26 protein-coding genes and 3 riboswitches are annotated in these 23820 nt (G+C 40.5%); of the genes, 8 read left to right on the top strand and 18 right to left on the bottom strand.

What is annotated here, in order from left to right:
- The first annotated feature begins 147 nt into the window (after positions 1–147).
- A complete protein-coding gene (gene motA / locus C6W21_RS02120; RefSeq protein WP_106049139.1) occupies positions 148–942 on the top strand; it encodes a flagellar motor stator protein MotA in 795 nt (264 codons plus the stop codon).
- Positions 935–1699 carry a flagellar motor protein MotB gene (gene motB, locus C6W21_RS02115; protein WP_106049138.1) on the top strand — a complete coding sequence of 255 codons (765 nt, stop codon included), beginning with the start codon at positions 935–937 and terminating at the stop codon, positions 1697–1699. The genes motA and motB overlap by 8 nt, the downstream gene beginning before the upstream one ends.
- A gap of 31 nt (positions 1700–1730) precedes the next feature.
- On the opposite strand, the gene mhqR is transcribed toward motB, so the two are convergent.
- Positions 1731–2186, bottom strand: a complete 456-nt coding sequence (gene mhqR / locus C6W21_RS02110; protein WP_106049137.1) for a MarR family transcriptional regulator MhqR — start codon at positions 2184–2186, stop codon at positions 1731–1733.
- Positions 2187–2390: 204 nt separating this feature from the next.
- Here mhqR and kinD point away from each other — a divergent pair, with 204 nt between their 5' ends.
- Entirely contained in the window at positions 2391–3896 is a 1506-nt protein-coding gene (gene kinD, locus C6W21_RS02105) for a sporulation kinase KinD (protein WP_106049136.1), read from the top strand.
- 46 nt (positions 3897–3942) lie between these two features.
- On the opposite strand, the gene C6W21_RS02100 is transcribed toward kinD, so the two are convergent.
- From C6W21_RS02100 to C6W21_RS02075, 6 genes are all read right to left on the bottom strand, one after another.
- A complete protein-coding gene (locus tag C6W21_RS02100; protein WP_106049135.1) occupies positions 3943–4185 on the bottom strand; it encodes an aspartyl-phosphate phosphatase Spo0E family protein in 243 nt (80 codons plus the stop codon).
- A gap of 300 nt (positions 4186–4485) precedes the next feature.
- Positions 4486–5016, bottom strand: coding sequence for a 1,2-dihydroxy-3-keto-5-methylthiopentene dioxygenase (locus C6W21_RS02095; RefSeq protein ID WP_106049134.1), 531 nt, complete (start codon positions 5014–5016; stop codon positions 4486–4488).
- A 16-nt stretch (positions 5017–5032) separates the two neighbouring features.
- Positions 5033–5671, bottom strand: a complete 639-nt coding sequence (locus C6W21_RS02090) for a methylthioribulose 1-phosphate dehydratase (protein WP_106049133.1) — start codon at positions 5669–5671, stop codon at positions 5033–5035.
- The gene (locus C6W21_RS02085; RefSeq protein ID WP_106049132.1) at positions 5635–6330 is read right to left on the bottom strand and encodes a 2-hydroxy-3-keto-5-methylthiopentenyl-1-phosphate phosphatase; all 696 of its coding nucleotides are present in this window, start codon (positions 6328–6330) and stop codon (positions 5635–5637) included. The genes C6W21_RS02090 and C6W21_RS02085 overlap by 37 nt, the downstream gene beginning before the upstream one ends.
- Positions 6331–7551: a 2,3-diketo-5-methylthiopentyl-1-phosphate enolase gene (mtnW, locus tag C6W21_RS02080; RefSeq protein WP_106049131.1), complete on the bottom strand. Its 1221-nt coding sequence runs from the start codon at positions 7549–7551 to the stop codon at positions 6331–6333.
- A 102-nt stretch (positions 7552–7653) separates the two neighbouring features.
- Positions 7654–7755: riboswitch (SAM riboswitch) on the bottom strand.
- A 44-nt stretch (positions 7756–7799) separates the two neighbouring features.
- The gene (locus C6W21_RS02075) at positions 7800–8990 is read right to left on the bottom strand and encodes a pyridoxal phosphate-dependent aminotransferase (RefSeq protein WP_106049130.1); all 1191 of its coding nucleotides are present in this window, start codon (positions 8988–8990) and stop codon (positions 7800–7802) included.
- A gap of 166 nt (positions 8991–9156) precedes the next feature.
- A riboswitch (SAM riboswitch) is annotated at positions 9157–9315 on the top strand.
- 80 nt (positions 9316–9395) lie between these two features.
- On the opposite strand from C6W21_RS02075, the gene mtnK reads away from it, so the two are divergent.
- Complete coding sequence (mtnK, locus tag C6W21_RS02070; protein ID WP_106050187.1) at positions 9396–10589, top strand: S-methyl-5-thioribose kinase; 1194 nt, start codon at positions 9396–9398, stop codon at positions 10587–10589.
- 6 nt (positions 10590–10595) lie between these two features.
- Entirely contained in the window at positions 10596–11657 is a 1062-nt protein-coding gene (mtnA, locus tag C6W21_RS02065; protein ID WP_106049129.1) for an S-methyl-5-thioribose-1-phosphate isomerase, read from the top strand.
- A 25-nt stretch (positions 11658–11682) separates the two neighbouring features.
- Here the strand turns inward: mtnA and C6W21_RS19330 are convergent, their stop codons facing one another.
- The 3 genes from C6W21_RS19330 to C6W21_RS02055 form a co-directional block, all read right to left on the bottom strand.
- The gene (locus C6W21_RS19330) at positions 11683–11817 is read right to left on the bottom strand and encodes a hypothetical protein (protein ID WP_262417168.1); all 135 of its coding nucleotides are present in this window, start codon (positions 11815–11817) and stop codon (positions 11683–11685) included.
- A 91-nt stretch (positions 11818–11908) separates the two neighbouring features.
- Positions 11909–12400: a methylated-DNA--[protein]-cysteine S-methyltransferase gene (locus C6W21_RS02060; RefSeq protein ID WP_106049128.1), complete on the bottom strand. Its 492-nt coding sequence runs from the start codon at positions 12398–12400 to the stop codon at positions 11909–11911.
- Between the two features lies 1 nt (position 12401).
- Complete coding sequence (locus tag C6W21_RS02055) at positions 12402–14597, bottom strand: PAS domain-containing sensor histidine kinase (protein ID WP_106049127.1); 2196 nt, start codon at positions 14595–14597, stop codon at positions 12402–12404.
- A 293-nt stretch (positions 14598–14890) separates the two neighbouring features.
- On the opposite strand from C6W21_RS02055, the gene C6W21_RS02050 reads away from it, so the two are divergent.
- Entirely contained in the window at positions 14891–15910 is a 1020-nt protein-coding gene (locus C6W21_RS02050) for an acyltransferase family protein (RefSeq protein WP_106049126.1), read from the top strand.
- Between the two features lie 28 nt (positions 15911–15938).
- On the opposite strand, the gene C6W21_RS02045 is transcribed toward C6W21_RS02050, so the two are convergent.
- The 5 genes from C6W21_RS02045 to htpX all read right to left on the bottom strand — a co-directional run bounded on the left by C6W21_RS02045 (position 15939) and on the right by htpX (position 19294).
- Complete coding sequence (locus C6W21_RS02045; RefSeq protein WP_106049125.1) at positions 15939–16121, bottom strand: hypothetical protein; 183 nt, start codon at positions 16119–16121, stop codon at positions 15939–15941.
- Positions 16114–16278 (bottom strand): hypothetical protein, encoded by a 165-nt coding sequence (locus tag C6W21_RS18945; RefSeq protein WP_087975542.1) that lies wholly within the window; start codon positions 16276–16278, stop codon positions 16114–16116. The genes C6W21_RS02045 and C6W21_RS18945 overlap by 8 nt, the downstream gene beginning before the upstream one ends.
- A 6-nt stretch (positions 16279–16284) precedes the next feature.
- A complete protein-coding gene (locus C6W21_RS02040) occupies positions 16285–16803 on the bottom strand; it encodes a DUF421 domain-containing protein (protein WP_106049124.1) in 519 nt (172 codons plus the stop codon).
- A 101-nt stretch (positions 16804–16904) separates the two neighbouring features.
- Positions 16905–18251 (bottom strand): TrkH family potassium uptake protein, encoded by a 1347-nt coding sequence (locus tag C6W21_RS02035; protein WP_106049123.1) that lies wholly within the window; start codon positions 18249–18251, stop codon positions 16905–16907.
- A gap of 143 nt (positions 18252–18394) precedes the next feature.
- A complete protein-coding gene (gene htpX, locus C6W21_RS02030; RefSeq protein ID WP_106049122.1) occupies positions 18395–19294 on the bottom strand; it encodes a protease HtpX in 900 nt (299 codons plus the stop codon).
- 279 nt (positions 19295–19573) lie between these two features.
- Here htpX and C6W21_RS02025 point away from each other — a divergent pair, with 279 nt between their 5' ends.
- A complete protein-coding gene (locus tag C6W21_RS02025) occupies positions 19574–20287 on the top strand; it encodes a DUF1836 domain-containing protein (RefSeq protein ID WP_106049121.1) in 714 nt (237 codons plus the stop codon).
- 121 nt (positions 20288–20408) lie between these two features.
- On the top strand, positions 20409–20603 hold the full coding sequence (locus C6W21_RS02020; RefSeq protein WP_003211343.1) for an alpha/beta-type small acid-soluble spore protein: 195 nt from the start codon (positions 20409–20411) through the stop codon (positions 20601–20603).
- A gap of 39 nt (positions 20604–20642) precedes the next feature.
- Here C6W21_RS02020 and C6W21_RS02015 read toward each other — a convergent pair whose 3' ends face one another.
- The 3 genes from C6W21_RS02015 to C6W21_RS02005 all read right to left on the bottom strand — a co-directional run bounded on the left by C6W21_RS02015 (position 20643) and on the right by C6W21_RS02005 (position 23583).
- Entirely contained in the window at positions 20643–21824 is a 1182-nt protein-coding gene (locus tag C6W21_RS02015; protein ID WP_106049120.1) for an anti-sigma factor domain-containing protein, read from the bottom strand.
- A complete protein-coding gene (sigI, locus tag C6W21_RS02010) occupies positions 21821–22576 on the bottom strand; it encodes an RNA polymerase sigma factor SigI (protein WP_034662939.1) in 756 nt (251 codons plus the stop codon). Before sigI ends, C6W21_RS02015 begins: the two co-directional genes overlap by 4 nt.
- A 215-nt stretch (positions 22577–22791) precedes the next feature.
- Positions 22792–23583, bottom strand: a complete 792-nt coding sequence (locus C6W21_RS02005; protein WP_106049119.1) for a TerC family protein — start codon at positions 23581–23583, stop codon at positions 22792–22794.
- A gap of 31 nt (positions 23584–23614) precedes the next feature.
- Positions 23615–23787: riboswitch (yybP-ykoY riboswitch) on the bottom strand.
- Positions 23788–23820: the final 33 nt, after the last annotated feature.

The raw sequence follows: 23820 nt of genomic DNA, 5'->3' as shown, positions 1-23820 counted from the left end.
AGGGAGTTTCTTTTTTAAGGGATTAGAAAGCGCTTTCGTCAAAATTTCTTCACAGAAACTGCCTTAATTTTATATTCTGACTAAAACCCTTCTAGAAGACACCGATATTAACTATAGAAAAAGATAGTTAAAGGATTTGGTGAGATAATGGACAAAACATCGTTAATTGGTATTATTTTAGCATTTATTGCACTGAGTGTCGGTATGATTTTGAAAGGTGTGAGTCTAACCGCTCTTATCAACCCAGCGGCTATATTAATCATCATTGTTGGGACGGTTGCAGCTGTTGTCATCGCATTCCCTTCTAGTGAAATTAAGAAAACACCAAAATTGTTCGGCAAAATTTTCAAAGACAACCAGCTTCCAACGATTCAAGAAATGATCCCTCTTTTTTCAAACTGGGCACAAATTGCGCGTCGTGAAGGTCTTTTGGCATTAGAAGCTAGCCTTGAGGAAGTCGATGACGATTTTCTCAAGAACGGCTTAAGCATGGCGGTTGACGGTCAAAGTGCAGAATTTATTCGTGACGTCTTAACAGAAGAGGTAGACGCCATGTCTGAAAGACATCAGTCCGGCGCATTAATCTTTACACAAGCAGGTACATACGCTCCGACGCTTGGTGTACTTGGCGCCGTTGTCGGACTAATTGCCGCACTTGCAAACATGGGAGACATTGAAGCACTTGGACATGCAATCAGTGCGGCCTTCGTTGCCACGCTGCTTGGGATTTTTACCGGTTATGTATTATGGCATCCATTTGCCAACAAGCTGAAGCGTAAATCAAAGGAAGAAGTAAAGCTTCGTCTGATTATGATCGAAGGGATTCTTTCTGTTCTTGAAGGTCAATCTCCAAAAGTGATTGAACAAAAACTTCTTATGTACCTACCAGCGAAAGAACGTGCAAATCTTGTCATAGAAGAAGGAGAAAAACAAAATGGCTAGGAAACGTAAAAAACATGATCATGATGACCATGTAGATGAATCTTGGCTGATCCCTTATGCCGATCTTCTGACGCTTCTACTCGCTCTCTTCATTGTGCTTTTTGCATCTAGTTCGATTGATGTGGCAAAGTATGAACAGATGGCCAAGTCTTTTAATGTCGTCTTTACGGGCGGTACTGGTGTCATGGATCAAACCAGCATGCAAAGCACCGAAGAAACTGAAAATAGCAACCAGGAAAAAAAAGCTGCCGAAGAAGATGAAGAAGCCAAAGCAAAAGCTCGAGACCATGCCGTTCTCACAAAGGTCAAAAAGCAAGTGGATACATTCATTGCCAATAAGAAACTTGGAGCCAAGCTCGAAACAAAGCTCACGGATGAAGGTTTGCTCATTACGATTGAAGACAGTATTTTCTTTGATTCTGGCCGGGCGGTTATTCGCCCTCAGGATGTCCCGTTAGCAAAGGAAATCTCAAAGCTACTCGTCATTAACCCCGCTCGTGACATCGTCATTAGCGGACATACTGATAATGTACCGATCAGAAATTCAGAATTTGAATCAAACTGGTATTTAAGTGCCATTCGTGCTGTAAACTTTTTGAGTATTATTCTTCAGAACAGCAATCTAAACCAAGAGAACTTTAGTACAAAAGGTTTCGGTGAATTCAAGCCGATTGCTTCAAACGATACAGCAGAAGGCAGAAGTAAAAACCGACGCGTAGAAGTACTCATTTTACCGATTGAGAAAAAAGCAAAATAAAAAAAGGAGCCTGCGCGGCTTCCTTTTTTATTTATTCTTTATGATCATATAAATGCTTTGCTCGCAGTCCCACATGTTTCAGCATATCAATGCAGACATCCTTCTCTTCTTCGCTCAGGACACTGATCATCTCATGAATTTCTTTCGCATGATCCGGAAAGATGTCATCAAGCAAAGCTCGTCCCTGCTCGGTAATATGCGCAAATGTGACCCTGCGGTCTTCTGCACAGGCCTTACGACTGAGGAGTTCTTTCTTCTCCAATTTATCGACCACATACGTGATGCTGCCGCTTGCAAGTAAAATCTTATCACCAATTTGCTGAAGCGGCTGATCTCCTTTATGATACAGTAATTCTAATACTGCAAATTCAGTCGGATTCAGCCCGTGCTTCACAATATGTTTATTCATGTGGTGATTAATCGAGCGATAGGCACGCGATAATACAATAAATAATTTCAAAGATTTTTCAACATTATGATTTTCCATTTTTTATCATCCTTTATGAAATGCAACCCACTAATGTGACATTAATAAACAATAAGTAAAATGTCAACATCTTGATCCATCTTTAGCATGAAAATGAGACCAGAACGAATCACCTAATTTTTTAAAAATCACACAAGTCATCGTAATAAAGATAGGTTCAATGCTATAATAAGTCTATTAGGTAATACGTTGGAGCGATGAATGATGAGTATACTGAAAGGGTTTTGGAAAAAGATCAGGCTGTACCTTATTTTGGTCATGATTCCAACCCTAATCATTAGTTATTTTATCTACGAAAAAGAAACGGAAAAAATCGACTTAAAAAACAAACAAACTGCTACACTTATGTTAAATATTCATAAAAACCAAATGAATTATTTAATTAGTGAAACAGAAGCGAGATTAACTTCACTTGCCATGGGATTTAACCAGCCTCTCGAGACGAAAAAAGTACAAAACATCCTAGAGAAAATCTATAAACAAGAACCTCGTTTTTCAGGTCTGTATCTCCTAGACAAAAAAGGAAATGTAACAGTAAGCACCACAACGTTAAAGGAAAAAATCAACCTGTCATTCAGAGATTACTTTAAGCGCATTCAAGTGACCAAGCAGACGGTGATCACAGATAACTATGTGAGCCGCATTACAAAACAGCGGATTCTTTCCATTTGTGTGCCTGTACTGGATGAAAACGAAGAAGTCACCAATGTGCTAATTGCTGCCATTCAAATTGATTATTTAAGAAATATTATGAATGTATTGAACCCTGATCTCCATTTTAAGATGCTGAATCAAAATGGACACGTGGTGTTTACAAGTGGTCCGCAGCCAGCATCAGAAAATGGCAGCACCGTGTCTACATATTTAGATGAAAACAGCTGGAAGCTGGAAGTCTTTCCGCAGCGCGCTTCTACAGGTGAAGTGCTGTCTGTTATGCTGATCCCTTTATCCAGTGCTTTTATTTTATTAAATATTTTATTCACACTTGTTCAATATATCATTTTAAGACGTCAAACCCAGCAGGAGCGTCACCAAAATGAAGCACAAAAGCTTGAATTAATCGGAACCCTCGCAGCAAGTACGGCACACGAAATTCGCAACCCATTAACAGGGATCAGTGGATTTATACAGCTTTTGCAAAAGAAGTATCACTCTGAAGAAGATCAGCTCTATTTTTCTGTCATTGAAGAAGAAATTAAACGAATTAACCAAATCGTCAGTGAGTTTCTTGTATTAGGGAAACCAACGGCTGAAAAATGGCAGAATAACTCTGTCAAAGAAATTGTAAGTGAGATCATGCCGATCGTTTTCTCTGAGGCGAACCTTTATAATGTTGAGGTCGATTTGCAAATTAATACGATTCAAGATGTTGGGGTGTATTGCACAAAGGATCACATTAAACAAGTCGTATTAAATGTGGCGAAGAACTCGTTAGAAGCGATGCCAAATGGCGGTCATTTGAAGATTTTGATTGAGGCTGAAAAAGAACATGTCATTATTAAAGTGAAAGATACGGGTGAAGGCATACCAGAAGAAATGTTAAAGCATATCTTCCTCCCTTTTATTACGTCGAAGGAAAAAGGCACAGGTCTTGGGCTTGTCGTGTGTAAACGAATCATTTCGATGTATGGCGGGACAATTGATATCGAGAGCGAAGTGAATAAAGGAACAACTGTCATGATCATGCTTCCTTCTGCTCACTCATCATAGCTGAAGCATTCAGCCGGTTTTGCTTAGGCAAGACCGGTTTTTCATGTCAATAAGAAGGGCGGTTCACAGATAGAAGACTCATTTGAGATACAAGATCATGAAAGGAGGGGGCAGATTGTTTCTCATGAAAAAGGATATGCTGATACTCATTCATCAGGTTGTCTAGTTCTTGACTATATTTAATGGTCGTCTCACCAGTGTAGCCTTCCGCTTGAGCAGCTTCTACCATCTGTTTTCTCTTCTCATCAATGGACATCAGCAATTGTTCTTTCCTTACATAAATATTCATGATCTCAGCTCCCGCAATGAATTCGACTGTCTATTCTCAAAATGATCCGACACCAAAATTATACTTTATTTGTAAATTAAAATAAATATGCTTATTTTATTTAATTTTTTACAGCCTAAAGACCTCTTACCCAACCTTATTTGGGGTGAACTTCAAATTTGGACAGGACTGACACATGGATTAAAAAGAATTTTATCCTATGCAGAAGATCAAAATCAACTATTTTCTTTCTCATTTTATGCCTATTTTCCTAAAAAAAAGCTGATCATCCGCCTCATGCGGAATGATCAGCTCCTGTCATTAAACCGTTTCTTCCTCGTAAATTGGCACCCAGCCCTCAGTTGTGACAAATATGCGAACTGTGACCACTTTGCGATCCTCTTGAAGTGTAAAGTAGTGACGAATATGTGGCGGGACAGAAATTAAATCTCCTGGATTCAGTCTCACATCAAAAAAAACGCCATCCTTGCCCTGAATGGCAAAGATCCCATGCCCGCTTACAATAAAACGTACTTCGTCATCTGTATGATGATGCTCACGCTTAAAATTTTGGAGCAGCTCATCTAGATTTGGTGTGGCGTCAGATAATGAAATCACATCCTGCGCTTTGTACCCTCGTTTTTCAGATATACTCTGGATTTCCTTTTGAAAAACAGTCAAAATCTCTTCCTTTTCCTCATCTGTTAAATCATACTTTTCTGATAACCGGTTTGGCAGCTTTGCAATATCCCAATGTTCATAAATGACTCCTTGCTTTTCTAAATAGACTGCTACCTCTTGCTCGCTTTCAAGTAATGTGTTCTCTTCGTTATGAATCAAAATCGTCGCCATGTGCTTTTCCTCCTTTTTATCTGACAAGCTGCTTTTGATAAAGCGTTAATTTTAAGTGGCAGCTAAATAAAAATTCATACGCCTCTAATACTCGTTTTGCTTCAAAGGCTGTTTTTCCCCATACAGTGATGCCATGATTTCGAATGAGCACAGCACCTGATTCCGACTCTTCAGTGAGATGCTTTGCAAATTGTGCTGCAAGATGCGGAATGTGGGCTGGATTTTCAATAATCGGTATCGACACTTCTGCATCCTCTTCCCAGTAACCAAGCGCCTTGATGATTTCGTTTCCTTTCAAACGAACCTCGCCCTTATCCCCATACAGCTCAGACATCACATTATTATCGATTGTATGGACATGGAGACAGCAGCCTGCTTTCGTCCGCTCATACACGTATGTGTGAAGCAGTGTTTCAGCTGATGGTCTAAGCGGTTCGTTCGGATTATCAGGCTTACCTGCTCCATTCACTAAAACAAAATCTTCATCCGTTTCTTTTCGTTTATCTTTGCCGCTTGCCGTCACCAAAAACGTGATTGGATCATCCGACACCTTGATCGATAAATTGCCGCTTGTTCCGTAAAACCAGTCTCTTTGTGCCAGTTCACGTTTGACGTCTGCTAGCTCCTGCCAGCGCTTGCTCTTTGCGTCTGCCATTCTTTCACTTCCTTTATTTGATCAAATTTCGCTTTAAGATCAATAAATGTCTCATACTCTTTATATACAAGCCCAAGCTCCTTACATTCATTCAGCAAATAGTCGCGCGCAAATGTGAGATCCGCATGCTTTGCCGCCTCCACATCCGTGACTGAATCTCCGATCATGATGATGAAGTCATTCTCATGGGTCAGCTCTCGAATGATTGACGGCTTGCAGCATCCGCAGCCATTTTGACATTGCGAATCGCAGGCATGCGGCCATTCAATCTGAATATGATCTTCCCCAAATGAGGCATGATTGCAATAAATATTGTCTCTGCCCACAATGCCCTCGAGTATGGGATAGACAAAAAAGTCCATCCCGCCGCTTAGCACATAGAAAGGGATATCAGCTTTTTTCACATGATCAACAAATTGCTTGAACCCTTCTCGAATCTCTGTATCTTTTAAAATAAACGACTGAATGGCTTCCTTTTGATCACTCTTCAGTAATTGAAACATCTGCCTGACGCCTTCTTGAATGGTGATCTCCTTTGAGAGAACATCATCCTTAAGCTCCGTCCATTCACTTGGTGCAAAGTGTTTCATGATGCGAATGATATTATCATTTTTCGTAATTGTTCCATCAAAATCACAACATACTATTGGCTTTTTCATTTATTCCGCTACCCTTCCCCATAGATCAAGTGCTGCTTTTAAGTCCTGGCATGAAGCTGCCTTATCTTGGATCGACTCTTCATGTATCACCGCATCAATGATCGATCGAAATGCTTTCCCTCCGCCGATGGCTCCACGCGGATGTCCATGAATTCCTCCACCAGCGTTAATCACATGATCGAGTCCAAAATCTTTCATCAATACTGGAACCATTCCAGGATGAATGCCTGCTGACGGGACTGGGAACGTTTTTTGCACCAAATCCTCTTTTACACAAGCTTCATAGATTCCAAAGGCATCTTTTTTTGGAAGTGCGACCGACCCATACGGTGAGGGAAAAAGACTCAAATCTGCGCCTGCATATCGATTTAATTTACCTAAAAGAAGAGAATGAGAGAATCCATATTCAGGCGATGATGTCAAAGCGCCGCTTACTGCGGGATGGGCCATGATAGGCAATGGAATATCTGGATCCTCAGCTAAGCTTTGCATGACATCTAGTCCGTAGGCAAAGACATTGAATAAGAGTGCATCCGCTCCGAGTTCAGCTGCCTTTCTTGCTCGATCCTTCAGTTCAAAGGTTCTGCCTGTTAAATTAACGGCATATAGCGTTCGGTGCCCTGTCTCTTCATATGTTTCTTTTAATATCTTTTTTCCTTCTTTGATTCGCTCTTCAAAAGGGGCTAGTGGGCTCTCAAATAAAATTTCATCGTCTTTGATAAAGTCAACGCCGCCTAATGCTTGTAAACGGAGCTGTTCTTTTAAATCCGCCATATCACGGCCAATGACACCTTTAAAAATGCTCATCAACAAAGGTCGATCAAACACGCCTGCTTTTTTTCGTATACCATCAATTCCAAATACCGGTCCCGGCAGACTTCTTTTAAATCTATCCGAGAATTGAATGTCGACTAGCTTCACTTTTCCATCTAATGAAAGCTTTCCAAAGATCGTCGTCAAAACGGCCGGTATATCCGTTGAAAAGTTAGCCTCAGGATAAGCAATGGTCATCTCAGATTGATATAGGCCATTTTCGGCTGGAGCAAATTTTCCTGATACTTTTTCTACCCGGCCTTTATGCTTTTGAAGCTGCTCCTTTTTGAGCTGCGGCAAATCTGTCCATGATCCCACTGTTAAACCAAGCGCGATCTGCTCCGCTTTTCGGTTCACTTGTTCATCCTCTCGATGTGTTAATACGTATGTTGCCAGTAATTCACTCACTAGGAATCCCCTTTCGATTGCGTCATGCATATGGTCAATAAAAAAACCTCTTCAAGTGCTTTGTCAGCGCCTTAAAGAGGTTGTTTCGTGTCATTCATCCGAATCTTATCTCTCAGCGCTTGCTGCAAGAATTAGCACCGTGCTTCATGGAAGTCGGTTGCCGGGCTTCATTGGGCTAGTCCCTCTGCCTACTCTTGATAAGAATATTCTATTTTCTTAAATATTGTCTGAATTATCGCACCATTTTTTTATGTTGTCAATGGCTTATTTTCAAACAGATTCAAGGCATCGATCCGTCGAGCGGCTTCTTTTAACCGCTCTTCACTTGTTAAAAGTCCTACTCTCACGTATCCTTCACCGTGAGCACCAAACCCATTCCCAGGTGCCACAACAACATGTGCCTTCTCTAATAATACGTCAGAAAAAGATTCAGATGTATATCCTTCTGGCACCTTTAGCCAAGCAAAAAATGACCCTTTCGGCGCAGTGACCTCCCAGCCAATCTCCTTGCAGGCAGCGATCCACACATTTCGCCTATTCTCATATCGATCATTTTGCACCTGTACGCACGTTTGGTCGCTTAATAGGGCTTCTGCTGCTGCATCTTGAGTTGCTTTAAACAGTGAGACAAACAGGTGATCCTGATAAAGCTCAATCGCTTCAATAACAGACGGGTTTCCTGCTGCAAAACCTACTCTCCATCCGGCCATATTATACGTTTTAGACAATGTATAAATTTCAATACCCGTCTCTTTCGCTCCATCTGTTTGCAAAAAGCTGATCGGCTTTTCCCCATCAAACCCAATGCCGCCATAGGCAAAATCATGGACAACACAGAGCTTGTGATCTTTCGCAAACGTAACCGTTTCTTCAAAAAATGCACGGCTTGCCGTGGCACCCGTCGGATTGTTGGGATAATTTAAGTACATCAACTTTGCTTTTTTCTTATCATCCTCTGGCAATCGATCATAGTCAGGTAAAAAATCATTTTTTTCAAGAAGCGGCATCGTCACCATCTGAGCTCCAGCAAGCACGGCACCTGACCAATAATCAGGGTAACCAGGGTCTGGAACAAGAAGCGTATCACCCGGATTCAGCAGGCATTGCGGCAGCTCAACAAGTCCCGCTTTCCCGCCAAATAAAATCGCAATCTCCTTCATCGGATCAAGCGTGACACCATATTCTCTTTCATAAAAGGCGGCAGCAGCCTTTTTTAATTTCGCTGTTCCGCGGAATGACGAGTATTGATGATTTTCAGGTTTTAATACCGCTTCCTGCATGGCTTTTACAATATGCGAAGGGGTTGGCTGATCAGGATTCCCCTGCCCTAAATTAATGATATCTGCCCCTTCCTGCACCTTTTTCTGCACCTTTTGGACAAGAGACGCAAAAAATTGTTTCGGTAATTGTTTCAGTACATCTGATTGCTGGAATTCCATTTATCTTCACCTTCTATTCAAGTTACATAGCAATACAAACACTGTAATGGATTGTTTTACGAATTGTAAAGCAATTTCGAAAAAGGATTGACATGTGAAGCGGAGCTCTGATAATATCTTGAATTAAGAAATGCAAACAGACACGAAACAATTACATATTGATTTCTCTTATCGAGAGTTGGGCGAGGGATTTGGCCTTTTGACCCCAACAGCAACCGACCGTTAATACCACTGTGAAGTGGGGCGCAGCAAGTAAAGCGCCAAGACAATTTGTCTTATAGGGCACGGTGCTAATTCCATCAGACGTATGTGCTGAGAGATAAGAGAGGCTTTGAGCATACACGCTATCAAGCCTCTTTCTCTCAGGAGAAAGAGGCTTTTTTATATGATTTGGAGGGGAAGCAATTGGTTACACTTACGGCATCATATGAAGAATTAACAGAAAGCTCGGCAGTTGCACTCGCAATTAGACTTGGCTTGATCCAAGAAAGCAATCATTTGACATGTACGGAAATCGGTGACGGGAATTTAAATTACGTCTTTCATATTTTTGATCACAAACAAAAAAAAGGATTGATCATCAAGCAGGCCCTGCCCTACGCCAAGGTGGTCGGGGAGAGCTGGCCGCTTACATTAGACCGTGCGAGAATTGAAAGTACTGCCCTGATCAAGCAGTCAGAATATACGCCGCATCTCGTACCAGCGGTCTATTATTCAGATACAGCTCTTGCTGTGACGGCAATGGAGGATCTATCACACCTAGAAATCGTCAGAAAAGGGCTAATTGCCGGAAAACAATATCCGCATTTATCCGATCATGTCGGAGAATTTTTAGGAAAAACACTTTTTTACACATCTGACTTTGCCACAAATCCTAAAATCAAAAAACAATTTGTGAAGCAATTTACGAATCCGGACCTTTGTGACATTACTGAAAAACTCGTCTTCACAGATCCTTTCTTTGATAGCGGCACAAATGATTTCGAAGAAGAATTAAGAGAAGCTGCTGAAGCGCTTTGGGCAGATCTTGAAGTGCAGGCCAAAGCAGCCGAACTGAAGCGTATTTTCCTGACATCCGCTGAAACTCTTGTTCATGGAGATCTTCACACAGGCAGTATTTTTGCCAGTGAGACGGAAACAAAAATCATTGATCCAGAGTTCGCCTTTTACGGTCCCTTTGGGTTCGATATTGGTCACTTTATCGCTAACCTGTTCCTGAATGCTTTGTCTCGTGAGAATGAACACGATCAGCAGCACCTTTTTGACCATGTCGTCAATGTATGGGCGACATTCAAAGAAGTGTTCGCAAAAGCTTGGAAAGAAGACAGCATTGAAGCATTTAGTGTATCTGACAGCTTTTTAGAAACAACCTTTGACCGTATTTTAAAAGAAGCGACAGGCTTTGCAGGCTGTGAGCTTGTCCGCCGAACAATTGGCCTTGCTCATGCCGCTGATCTCGATGCGATTCCATCACCATCTAGACGGATTCAGCAGAAAAATGCAGCACTAACGCTCGGAAAAACATTCATCAAACAATATCATGCAGTGGAAACAGCGTCTGACCTCGTCGCATTATTCCAGCAATCTGTAAAGGAGTGACGGGTTTTGTCTAAAGAATTCGAAGTCCCCCGTTCTGTCGAATGGGAAGAAAACCATATTAACATTTTGAATCAGCAAAAATTACCGGCCGAAACTGAGTTTGAGCATTTATATACAAAAGAAGACGTGTATGATGCCATTGTCACGCTAAAAGTGCGAGGAGCACCTGCCATTGGCATTACAGCAGCTTTTGGACTGGCGCTTAGTGCCCAAGACATTGAGACAGAAGAAATTGATGTTTTTAAACAAGAAGTCATTCGGATAAAAGAATATTTAAACAGTGCTCGTCCAACCGCTGTGAATCTAGCCTGGGCATTAGAGCGATTGTTGCAGCGCATTGAGCGTGCAGCTTCGGTCAATGCAGCCAAAACAGACCTTGTCCATGAAGCCATTCAAATTCAAATTGAAGATGAAGAAACATGCAGACAAATCGGTCAAAATGCACTCCAGCTCTTTAAATCGGGTGATCGTATTATGACCATTTGCAATGCAGGCTCCATCGCCACGAGCCGGTACGGAACAGCCCTTGCTCCATTTTATTTAGCCAAAAAGAAAAATCTCGATCTTCACATTTATGCCTGTGAAACACGCCCTGTTCTTCAAGGGGCTAGGCTGACAACATGGGAGCTCATGCAAGGCGGAGTAGATGTGACACTCATCACAGATAACATGGCAGCCCATACGATGAAAGAAAAGCAAATTTCTGCTGTCATTGTTGGAGCTGATCGTATTGCCCGTAATGGAGATACGGCGAATAAGATTGGTACGTTAAGTCTTGCCATTTTAGCCAAGCATTTTCAAATTCCGTTTTTTATAGCTGCACCGCTTTCCACCTTTGATGTCTCAACCCAAGACGGGGCAGATATTCCAATTGAAGAGCGTGATCCGCTGGAAGTAAAGGAATTAAACGGCGTCCAAATTGCACCGCCTGATGTTCAGGTTTTCAATCCCGCCTTTGATGTCACGCCTCACCATCTCATTTCAGGTATCATTACAGAGAAAGGCATTATCACATCGAACTATAAAGAAGAGATTGATGCTCTGTTCGCTGAAAGCATCTCACTCTGATCATAAAAAAAGCGCCGTGTACTTATTATTTAAGGGCACCGCGCTTTTTTATTTCATTCGTTTTTGCTAAGATTTCTTTTTTCTGTTCTTCTGTTAAAACGTTCATTTTGACACATAGTGATGTGACGGCATACATTTTATTCTTTTTGCCCCAAAACATTCCCTAGCGCCCTCCTTTTTCCCTCAACCAACTTTTTTAGCTTAATAAAAGGATATGTCGCTTGACAAACATTTGGAACAGGTCAATCGATTTATTTTTGAACAAATGGGATACCTTCTAATTCAAGCAGAACCGCTTTCATATCTGTCTTCGTTCCTGCATAGCCCGTCAGAGAGCGGTCTTTTCCAATCACTCTGTGACAGGGGATAAAAATAGGTAATGCATTGCGTCTGTTGGCTTGTCCAATCGCTCTCACAGCCTTTGGGTTACCAATCGCTTCTGCAATGTCTGCATAGCTTTTTGATTCACCATACGGAATAGTCGAAAGTGCTTCCCACACCTGCTCTTGAAACGGAGATCCCTTTTGCTTGAGCGGGAGATCGAATACTTGGCGCTCACCCTTGAAATATTCATCTAGCTGCTTTTTCGCTTCTTGTAATACAGACGTTTCTTCTTCTTTTAGATTGGCTTCCTGTTTTTTTGCTATAAACGGCTCATCATCAAACATCACCTCGATGATGGCACCGTCTTTTTCTAGTATGTATAATGCCCCAATTGGTGCGTGATAGACGGTATAATACACTTTAATGCTCTCCTTCTTGTTTCTTCTGCCTCAGTGGAAGCGTGAGATGGAAGACGCTTCCTACCCCTTCCTCACTTTCTACCTCAATCGTTCCTTGATGCTCTTCAATAATTTTATAACTAACCATTAAGCCAAGTCCAGTTCCTCTTTCTTTTGTCGTATAAAATGGTTCCCCTAGACGCTTTAGCTTGTCCTCTGCCATTCCGCAGCCTTCATCCCGCAGTGAAATGACAATATGCTCTTCACCCTTCCGCTGAATGCTCACATAGACATTTCCTTTTCTTGGCATGACTTCAATTGCATTTTTCAAAATGTTAATAAAGACCTGTTTTAATTGGTTTTGTTCACAATAAATGAGCGGAATCTCATCCAACACATTGAGATGCATTTGAACGTTGCCGAGGTTCGCCTGTGCGTGCAAAAGATCCATCGTGTCTTTCATAATTTGCACCACATTTTTTTCTTCATATACGATGGCTTGTGGTTTCGCTAAAATCAAAAATTCGGTGATGATGGATTCAATTCTTTTTAGTTCTGATGTGATGACATTGAAATAGAGCGAATACTCCCCTTCTATATTTCCTTTTAACAGCTGAATGAAGCCTTTTAATGCTGTCATCGGGTTTCTAATTTCATGCGCAATTCCAGCGGCAAGCTCTCCGACCACATGAAGGGTATCTGATTTTCTTACCCGTTCTTCTAATTCCTTCCGCTCTGTCACATCTCTAAAGATCGCCAAATTCATATTATGAATAATGTTGCGTTTAAAAGAGAATTCCAATATTCGCTGATCTGGATGGTTCAGCACAAACGGAACTTCATTGTCCATTTCATCTAACGACATCGCTTGGGCAGGCTGTGCCAAATGTTCAATTTGATAAGGCGCAAGGATATGGAAAAGGTTCATTTCCGTTAAATGATCGTCTTTCAATTCGAGCAGCTCGCTTGCGGATGGATTGACTTCGATAATGCGGTATTGGTTATCAAAAAGAACAATGCCGTCCATTGATCCATTAAATACTTTACGGAATTTGAGCTCACTTTCGCGCAGCTCCTCCTCCATCCTTTTTCGATCACTCACATTACGTAAAATGGTTAAGTGCTGTCCTTCTAATACCGCATGCTTTGATGTAAACTCGAGCTCTTTAAACTGACCATTTGCCATTCTGAACAAAAGTTCTTCCCTTATTTCATTATTCCGAATATAACGTCTTCTTGTCGGCCTATATCTCTTATCAGATTTCACGAGAAAGTCTGTGAGTTTCTTGCCAATCAGTGAGTGCATAGGCAATTCAAAAATTCGGCAGGCTGATTCATTGGCTCTCACAATCTCTCCATCATCTGCCCATATGATGATCGCATCCATCGCATTTTCAAAAATTTCTCTAAAGCGTTCCTCACTTTTTAACAGCTTCTCTTCCATTAACCTTTTTTCTGTAATATCCCGCATGATGGACATATAAAAACCACTCATCACATTTGATGTTATGGTGAGCTCGAATAATTTGTGCTGGCCAGATTGAAGGGTAACGGGAAGCTCTCCCTTGGCTTTCCCTGTTTCTTTAAGTGACGTTAAAAGGTGCTGCAAGGCTGGAAGATTTTCAGCTTCGACAAATTCATTTAAATAACGATCGGTTAAATCGGTCTTTTGCAGCTCAAAGCTCTGACAAAAAGAGTGATTGGCGTCGATCATGCAGCCATCCTGATCAAATATGACCATCCCGTCAATGGCTCGGTCAAACAAATCTTTGAACAGCTGCTCATTCATGGAGCGTTCTCGTTCTAGTATTTTCTTTGAGGAAATATCTCGCATGACCACAATATATTGCTGATTCACGACGTCATGCTCTGCGACAAATTCAATGTATTTTGTTTCGCCGTTTTCAAGCTGAATGGAGATTTCTCTTCTTAACGTTCCTTTTCGAAAAAATAAATCAAGGGAGCTTTCAATTTTGTCTTTCGGGATGCCGTATAGGAAATCTAGAACGGATTTATTGAGGAGGTCTTCTTTCGATGTCTGTACAAGCCTGCATGTCGCTTCGTTGGCTTGGATAATATTGAGGTGCTGATCAAATATGAAAATGGCATCTAACGTCTTATTTAACAGCATTTTTTGCTGCATCAACTCTGTTCGCAAATATTCGTTCTCTTTTTCTAATTTTCTGATATCTTCTGCGCCATCGAGCGTTTCAGTCATTTTCTTACACTCCTTTTCCAGCCTCATTCCTCTACAATATTTCTACAATATTTTCATTGTTCCTTCATTCGACTCATAAAAAAAGATAACTTTTTACACGAAGACTGTCTCATTTATTTCATTTGGATGACAGGATCGAACCTCGATTCTCTTTTCTTACGCTTCTTTTACAACCGTTCTACAATTTCACATCAAATAGCGAAATGAGCCAAAATGTATTTTAAAATGGGGCAAATACGGGAACAGTGCACGTAGAACATTTATGTTTAAAATCAAGCAGGAAAGGTGATGTTATGGCATCTTCACGAGATAGTTATTTTGATAATGCGAAATTTCTTCTGATTTTTCTAGTTGTTTTTGGTCATTTGTTACGATCATTCATTCATGATAATGATTGGATGCTCTATTTATACAAGTTTATTTATACTTTTCATATGCCCGCCTTTATCTTGGTTTCCGGCTTCTTTGCAAAAGGGTTTAGAAAGCCAGGTTTTATGAAAAAAGTCGCTATTAAGCTGATCATCCCATATTTCATTTTTCAGGTGATCTATTCAGTTTACTATTATCTCTTGCAGGATCAAAGCATGGCCAATTTAAATCCAATTGATCCGCAATGGTCTTTATGGTTTTTAATTAGTTTATTCTTTTGGAATTTGCTGCTCATTCCTTTTTCTAAACTGCCATTTCACTGGGCGATGATCGTCAGTTTGTCGATTGCGTTACTTGTCGGTTACGTGGACAGCATCAGCAATACACTCAGCTTATCGCGTACGTTTGTCTTTTTGCCGATGTTTTTAGCTGGCTTCTATTTAAAAAAGCAGCATTTTGAATTCATCCGTACAAGCAAAGGAAAGCTGGTAGCACTCCTTGTATTAATGGCTGTATTCCTGTTTTGCTATTTCTATGAATTTGATTATTCCTTCTTATTTGGGTCACAGTCATATGCTTCTCTTGGAGATGAAGGAATGATTGCGGCAATGAAACGAATGGCATGGTACCTGCTTGCATTCGGCGCTACATTCAGCTTCTTTGCATTAGTGCCAACACGCCGTTTCTTCTTTACGAAATGGGGCACAAGAACGTTATATGTGTATTTATTACATGGCTTTGTGATCAAGCTGCTGAGAACGACTTGGTTTGATGACTGGGCCCTGAATGCAGCAAGTATACTGATGTTATTGCTGCTGACCATTCTATTAACCTTTACACTGTCTAGCACCTTTGTTAAATCCGTTGCACAGCCAGTGATTGAGCTCAAAATGACCAATCTCATGCGAACAATCACTGGCAGGCAAGGCAGTTATATCAAATAAAAAACGATCCCGCGAGGATCGTTTTTTTCTATTTTTTATTTTGCTGTCCATTGTGACATTCAGCATCTTTCTTAGGTTTTACAAGCGTATCAATCCATTTGCTGCTGTTGATATCTCCAAGCTCACTGCCAAATTCCTCTTCTAAGATATCTGGGTCCATTGGCTTTTTATGGTCTTTCATGTCCTTGCTCTTCACATGCTTTTTAGTCACGAGATGCTCCCCCTTGTTTCCCTTTGTGAGAATTTCGGTTTGCCTGACGATCTCTTGATTGTTCATCAAATTGGGTTTGTCCTTGATCATGTGCCATGCTTTCTGTCGGTGTCATATTATTTGTCAGTGCTTCATTTTTCGCTGCTTTTCTTTTCATTTGAAATCAGTCCTTTTTTAACATGTTTAATTCTTCTCTTAATTGTTCTAGAAGTTCCTTCATTTGCTTGACCGTCACGGGCTTTTCCTCTGGCTTTAACTCATAGCCAATTTGTCCATTGGCTTCTAGGCTGGCTTTTTTGAGACAGCTGATGTCTGTGATGCCTTGCTGCTTTAAGCGCATTTTGAATTCATCCCTTGTGAGCCTCGTTTTCTTCAGCTTGTGATCAAGCATTTCTCCATCCTGCAAAATGACCACAGATTTCCCTGAAACCAATTTTTCAAAGAAATCAGATTGGATAGACAATTTTTCCATGATGACGAGTGCAATGATAAATGTAGCGGCGGCATAAATCGTTTCAAGTAAATTGTGCTCAATAAAGGGTTGGATAATAATCGATCCGATTGAAATCATGATCACTGTTTGTTGAACAGTTAATTGACTAATGGATTTAGGCCCTGCTATTCTCAGCAGCAAGGTACCAACTAGCAGCATGACAATTGCTTTCCATATTACATCCAGCACGTCTCGTTCACCTCTTACCTATAGATTGCGAACATCTCGCGTGATTTAGCCAGTTAGATAATGGAAATTAATTAAAAAACAGCATTCGCTCGGAATGCTGTTTAGCCGATGATGACGCGCTCTTTCGGATAATGATAATTCGCTTCGCTTTCTCTTCGGCCAATTAAATATAAGAAGCTTGGAATGCCGATCCGTCCAATAAACATGACGACCATGATGATACATTTACCGAACACCGTAAGGTCAGAGGTGATTCCTAGCGATAGCCCTGTTGTTCCGAATGCAGAGCAAACTTCAAATAAATTTTCTAGAAGTGTATTATGCTCAGATAAGGATAACAGGAACGTAGCGCCAAACACCAAAATAAAGGCCATCATCGTCACCATCAAGGATTTGTTAATATCCGCTTGATGAAGCTCTCTTTTGAAGATTTTAATGGACTTATTTCCCCTAGCAAAATGAAACAATGCGAGTAAATTAAGGGCAAACGTGGTTGTCCGAATTCCGCCCCCCACTGAGCTTGGGGAAGCTCCGATAAACATAAGCATACATAGAAATAAGAGTGTCGGTTCTGTTAGCTGGGTAATATCTAATGTTGTCAGACCCCCGCTTCTTGTTGCGGTCGATTGGAAGAAAGAATAAAACAAGATTTCGTGCCAGCTTTTCCCTAGGAAGCTGAACCCAGCTTCAAGTGCATATATTCCAATCGCTCCAACAACGACAAGACCGCCAAACGTAATCGTTGTGATTTTTGTAAACAATGAGAACGATGCGTGCTTCCGGTCCTGATTAAATAAGTAATCCTTTACTTCCACGAGCACAGGAAAGCCAATCGCTCCAAAGATGATCAGCAGTATCGTAATAAATTGGACAAAATAATCATCTTTGTAAGGGATGAGCGAATTCCCTGTAATATCGAAGCCCCCATTGGTGGTCGCACTAATACTTGAGAAGAAGCCATGCAAGAATGCTCCTTGCACATCGTAATATTTGAGAAAATACATGCTTAAAATCAGACCGCCTACAAACTCAATGAGCAAAATTAAATATAAGACCTGCTTCATTAATTTCACAATTCCTGATAAATTGCTCTGGTTTTGATCTGCCATGATGAGCTTTCTTTCTTTAATCCCGATCCTTTTTCGCGTGACAATCCACACAAAGGTACCGAGCGTCATAATGCCGATACCTCCGATTTGCAGGACAAACGCAAGGATCCACATACCTGCCACACTAAATGTTTGCGAGGTATCAACAACAGTGAGTCCTGTGACACTTACCGCACTCACTGCCGTAAATAATGCATCGATAAATGTCCACTTCACCCCATCTTGATGAGCGACTGGCAAACTTAGAAGAATAAATGAGACGGTCACAGCGAGAAAATAATAAAGGGCAATCAGCTGGAAAGCCGATAGCCGGTCAATTAGTTTTTTAATTGGGTTCATTGTCATTCCTTCTTTTAACTTTCATTTTTCAATACTTATCATTTTAATGAAAAGAGACATGATTTTAAAGATATTTTATGCTTTATTTACTTTTTCATCAAAAAAGAAAAGACATCCTGTAACAGAATGTCTTTTCGTCTCTCTTATTTTGCTTCTAGTCTTCTGATTCTTTCGTTTAAATCAGGGTGTGTTGAGAAAAGAGAAGCTTTTCGTTTACCACTGATTTTAAGCGTAGCAACTGCTGTTTGATCATCATCTTTGATTCTTGACGTATACGCCTCAAGTGAGCGAAGCGCATGAATCATTTTATCTTTACCGGCAAGGTCAGCTCCGCCGCGGTCTGCATGGAATTCACGGTGTCTAGAATATGCAAACACGACAAGGCTTCCTAGGATAGAGAAAATGATTTGGAAAACAATCACAGCGATAAAATGAACAATCGGCACAAGCTCTTCACGCGGAACAAAGCGGCTTGCGATCCATGCCGCAATTCTTGAAAGGAAGACAACGAACGTGTTGACGATCCCTTGAAGCAGCGTCATTGTCACCATATCACCGTTCGCAATGTGAGCAACTTCATGAGCAATTACACCTTCAACTGCTGCATCATCCATTTCATGAAGCAATCCAGTGGAAACCGCAACAAGTGATCTTCTCTTAGAAGGACCTGTCGCAAAAGCATTTACTTCAGATGATTGATAAATACCAACCTCAGGCATTTTAGAAAGGCCTGCTGCTCTTGATAATCTGTGCACGCGGTCAACAAGTTGCTGCTCATCATATGTTAATGAATCCTTTTCAGGGTTTAACACACGCACACCCATCATCATTTTTGCCATCCAGCGAGACATCGCAAGTGACATGAACGAGCCAACAAAACCAACAACTGCACTGAATACTAGCAATGCCACAAAATTAATTCCACCATCTGCTCCTATATAAGAACCAACACCAGTTGCTGCACTAATAACCGATAGTACAATACCAATCGTAGTGATAACAAGAATGTTCGTTAATATAAACAGAAATATTCTTTTACCCATACATAACCTCCGCTGTCATATTAAGTTCATTTGAACTTATTAATAAAATTATAAAAATAAACGTCTCAAATTGCAAGGAAAAAGGAATCATTCCTTCTGTTTATCATAACGGCTTAAGCCCCGTCACTTCAATATTTACGACATTTGCTACAGCTGAAAAGTGAACAAATTGTGACGCCGCATCCTGGATTTTAGTTTATTTTGCATTTTCATCAAAAAGAGATTATGATGTTGAATTAGATCAATAATCACGTTTTTGACGTACAAATGAGGTGGAACATGGTGACTTTTAAATTAACGAGAATTGACATGACGAGACTTCTATATTCTCTAAAAGGAGAGGGAGATCTGACTCCGCTTCAGCTTTTGAATCTATCTGTAAAGGGCGATAAGGATCATGAATATGATGAGTTAAAAATCCCTTCGTTTTTTGAAAAGCTCGAACGGCGGAAGCAAAAATCAGAGCACGGTCTTTCTACAAATGAAATTGTTGAGCTTGGCAACTTGTGTGAGCTAACGTCTCTTAAATCGACAGCGATTCAAAATTGGATCAAACGTGATATTAAAGATATGATTGGTCATCCAGAGCTTGGCAAAAAGTACTCCATTGATCAGGTCGTTATTTTATTAATTGTCAGGGATTTAAAATCAGTTTTTGACTTTGATGCCATTCGCATGATCTTATCTGCCTTATTTAACACGATCACAGATCGAACAGATGATATTATTAGTCCACTGCGCTTTTATGAAGCATATGCGCATGTCCTTGATTTTATTTATCATCATACTCATTTTCCGTTAAAGGAAACAAATTTACGAGAAATGACTGAGGAGCAGACAGATCAGCTTCGTGAAGATTTTTCAGAATTAACACAGCATCAATGGCATTTGATCAAAGGCATTCTCAACTCAACCGTCTTTTCTGTCTTTACTTCGCACTTGCAAAGTACGTCACAAGAAATGATGTTTTATACACTGCAGCATCAGGATTAAAGAAGAACCGAGGTGAATCATCACCTCGGTTCTTTGTGCAGCAATTGCCAGCATAATTGTACGCCGTTTTCTTCAAAATAAGAAGGCGCAACAAACATGAGGTGAAAGGAGGAATATGGACATGGCAAATCGAAATCAGCTTCTTGTTCCTGGAGTAGAACAAGCATTAGATCAATTTAAATACGAGATCGCTCAAGAATTTGGCGTGACTCTCGGTTCAGATACAGTCGCACGTGCAAACGGTTCTGTTGGCGGTGAAATTACAAAAAGACTCGTTCAACAGGCTCAATCACAAATGGGCAATCAATCTAAATAAAAACATGGTGAAATACGCCGGAGCTATTCTGGCGTTTTTTTATTGTTCATATGTGTGCTCATACCGGTTCTCACGATATGGGGATGGTGCACCTTTTCCTTGCTTCATATGTTCTTTTTTTCGTTCAGCGGACGGCCGTTTCTGATCCCTGTCGTTTTTTTTTGCGTGCTTTTCAGCGCCACCACGTGATGTGCCGTTTGGATTCCTTTTGTCATCAGGTTCCGTTGAGTGATTTTTTTTTTGTTCTTTATCGAAAGAGCGTTCCTTTTCTTCCTTTATTTGATTGTCTTTGTTTTCATCATCAGGTTTTGTTTGGTGAGGCTTTTGAACAGATCCTTGCTCTTCCCTCTCTAGTTCCTTCTGCTCTTTGTCTTCAGCTTCAGGAGCCTCTTGATCTGGCTTCACTTCTTCGCTATCGTCTGTCTTGACGTCTTCTTGTTTGTCTTTGTCTGCTTGATCTTCATCGTCTTTTTTAGGCTTTTCTTCTTTGACAGCATCACTCTCTGCTGCATCTTCATCCTTTTTAATGTCTTCTTGTTCTTTGTCTTGCATTTCTTGATTTCTGATATATGTGCCTGTTGAAATGCCTGCCTTTTGAGCTTTTTCTCTTGTTTCCAGGTCACTTTCCACAGTTTCTAGCTTGTAATCGCGCTTTTGATATTCACCAGAGATGGTGTTAATTTTGCTTTTGACGTTGGTTTTATATGTATGGTCCTGCTTGTTTTCATAAACCGTTGAAATATAAATGCTCTTAGAGTGGTTCACGTAACCTTTTTTGTCACAGTCGTCTATGATTTCCTGCACGACTTTGGTCATGTCGTTTTTTTCCAAATCCTTCATACTGGAAAGTACTTGTTTCGCATCTTTATTCAGTGGTGTGACACCGATCACTTGATAATTGTGATCAAGCTTCAGTTCAAAGCTTGGATTAATGTCAATCGTCATATATGCATATGCTTTTTGACTTGAGAAAGATGGCATCATAGTAAAAATCACGACAATAATCGCTGCGATTGATAGGATTCCTGCATTTAACGGACGTAAACGAAGCAGGTCAAAAAAACCGGCTCTTTTTCTTTCGAGACGCGATTCATTCGGAAATGTCACTTCTTGACCGATTTCATAGTCTTGCTGTTCATATTTTGTCCGCAGAAATTGTCCATCAGGGGTCAGCAGCGTGACATATTTTTTGTTTTTCTCTACTATAATGCCTCTTCTCATGAATTAAGCACCCCTTTAAGGTAATCTTTCAAATACACATAATCACCCGTCATAATGATCGCCATCGCAATGATATATTTTCTATTTCTTTCAATCGTTTTACGGCTGACTTCCACTAGCTTTTCCAGCTGTTTGACTGGCAATTGTTTTTTCTGAAATAAAATGGTTCTGAGCTCATCGTGTTCAACGAGTGTGTGGGCTACTTTAATGGCATTTTGCCTGGCATCTGCATGCTTTGGTGAATGTTCAAGCAGCTCTTGAAACGTGAGACCGTATACTTTCAATCGTTCTTTAAAATGTTCAATTTCTTCTCTTCTGTGTTCTTGTTCAATTAAACGCCTATATTCATTGGTAGACAGCTCTGCTTCAATCATGCTTTGAGAGTACTCGCCATTTTCACTTTCTTGCAGGTCCATTTGAACCGTTGGCGCATTTCTCGCTTCTTTTCGAATATAGTCGATCACTTTTCTTTTAATAATTAATTCCGCGAAAGCAAGGAGTGAATTTCCTTTTTCGGCAGAGTATTTTTCTATCGCTTCATTAAAGGCAATTAAGCCTATGCTGAATTCATCATCTTTTTCATCTATATATCGTTTACAAACGGATGAAACCGTCTTAGCGACAAATGGTTTGTATTGCTCTATTAATGCATTTTGCAGCTCGATATCACCTTGTTGAATACTGATAGCCGACTGCTCTAATGTTTGCTTTTTCTTTCCTTTTTTAAACAAAAGGCTAAGCAATGGTTTCACCTCAGTTCTCCCTATATTACTCATTTATGATAGCTAATTTATGAGGGAAGCGCAAAGGAAGAAATGAGGAATTCATTTCCTGTTACTCAATTGTGACATGTATGTCATCATCTACTTTACAATATTTCGTCTAAAAGCAAAGAAATAAGGGGGTATCTCCCCCTTATTTGTAATATACGTGTTATGAAAATGAAATGATATTTCTTTCAAAAAACCTACTCTTCTAGGCGTCCCTCTTGTTTTTCCTTGTTTTCTTGCCCGCCTTTTCTTGATGGACTTGATAAAAACCAGCCAAATGCTGCAATTGCGAGAAGCACTGTCCAGAAAATCACTTTCCATAATACTGAATGAATAAAATGAGAGGACACGATACCAATGGCTGGATGTGACAGTGTATAAAGTGTGAGCTTTACACCAACCCATCCAACAATGACAAAGGCTGCTGTTTCTAGGCTCGGTCTTGTTTTAAGCAGTTTCACAAAGACAGTAGCTGCAAATCGCATGATGATAAGACCGATGATACCACCTAAAAGAATGACAATAAATTGACCGCCATCAAGTCCGCCGATTTGCGGAAGATTCGTTTTTGGCAATGTCACGGCTAATGCGACGGCCGCTAAGATGGAATCTACAGCAAAAGCAATGTCGGCAAGCTCGACTTTTACGACTGTTGCCCAAAAGCCGCTTTGCTTCATGTTTGTGTCTGATTCCTTTTTCTTAAATACGTGCGATTTTAAAATATGGTGAATGGAAATATAAAGAAGATAAATTGCGCCAATGGCTTGAACTTGCCACACATCCACTAAAAACGAAATAAGAAACAGGGAACCAAATCGCATGACAAACGCACCCGCAAGTCCGTAAAACAATGCCTTTTTTCTTTGCTTTTCAGGAAGGTGTTTGACCATCACAGCCATGACCAGCGCATTATCAGCTGCTAAAATCCCTTCTAATCCAATCAGTACGAGAAGAACCCACCCGTACTCTAAAATAATTGCTGCATCCATCATCATTCCTCCTTGTTTTTATCTATTGTCCCACAACAGACAAAGGCTTATGAATACAAAAAAGACCTTTGCCTGTAATGGCAAAGGTCTTGCTAGACATGTGATATGTAGAATCATGCCAACAAAGCCGATGGAACTTAAGTCCATGTAATGACGACTTTGTTTCCGGTAAAAAACCGGACGCTACTCCCCTTTGGTGGGATTTAAGAATATTTAGATTACTTATATCATAATCAA

This window comes from Bacillus sp. NMCN1, from assembly GCF_002998085.1.
GTDB lineage: Bacteria > Bacillota > Bacilli > Bacillales > Bacillaceae > Bacillus.
The sequence above is the reverse complement of the archived record's forward strand: the minus strand, read 5'-3'. Positions and strand labels throughout refer to the sequence as shown.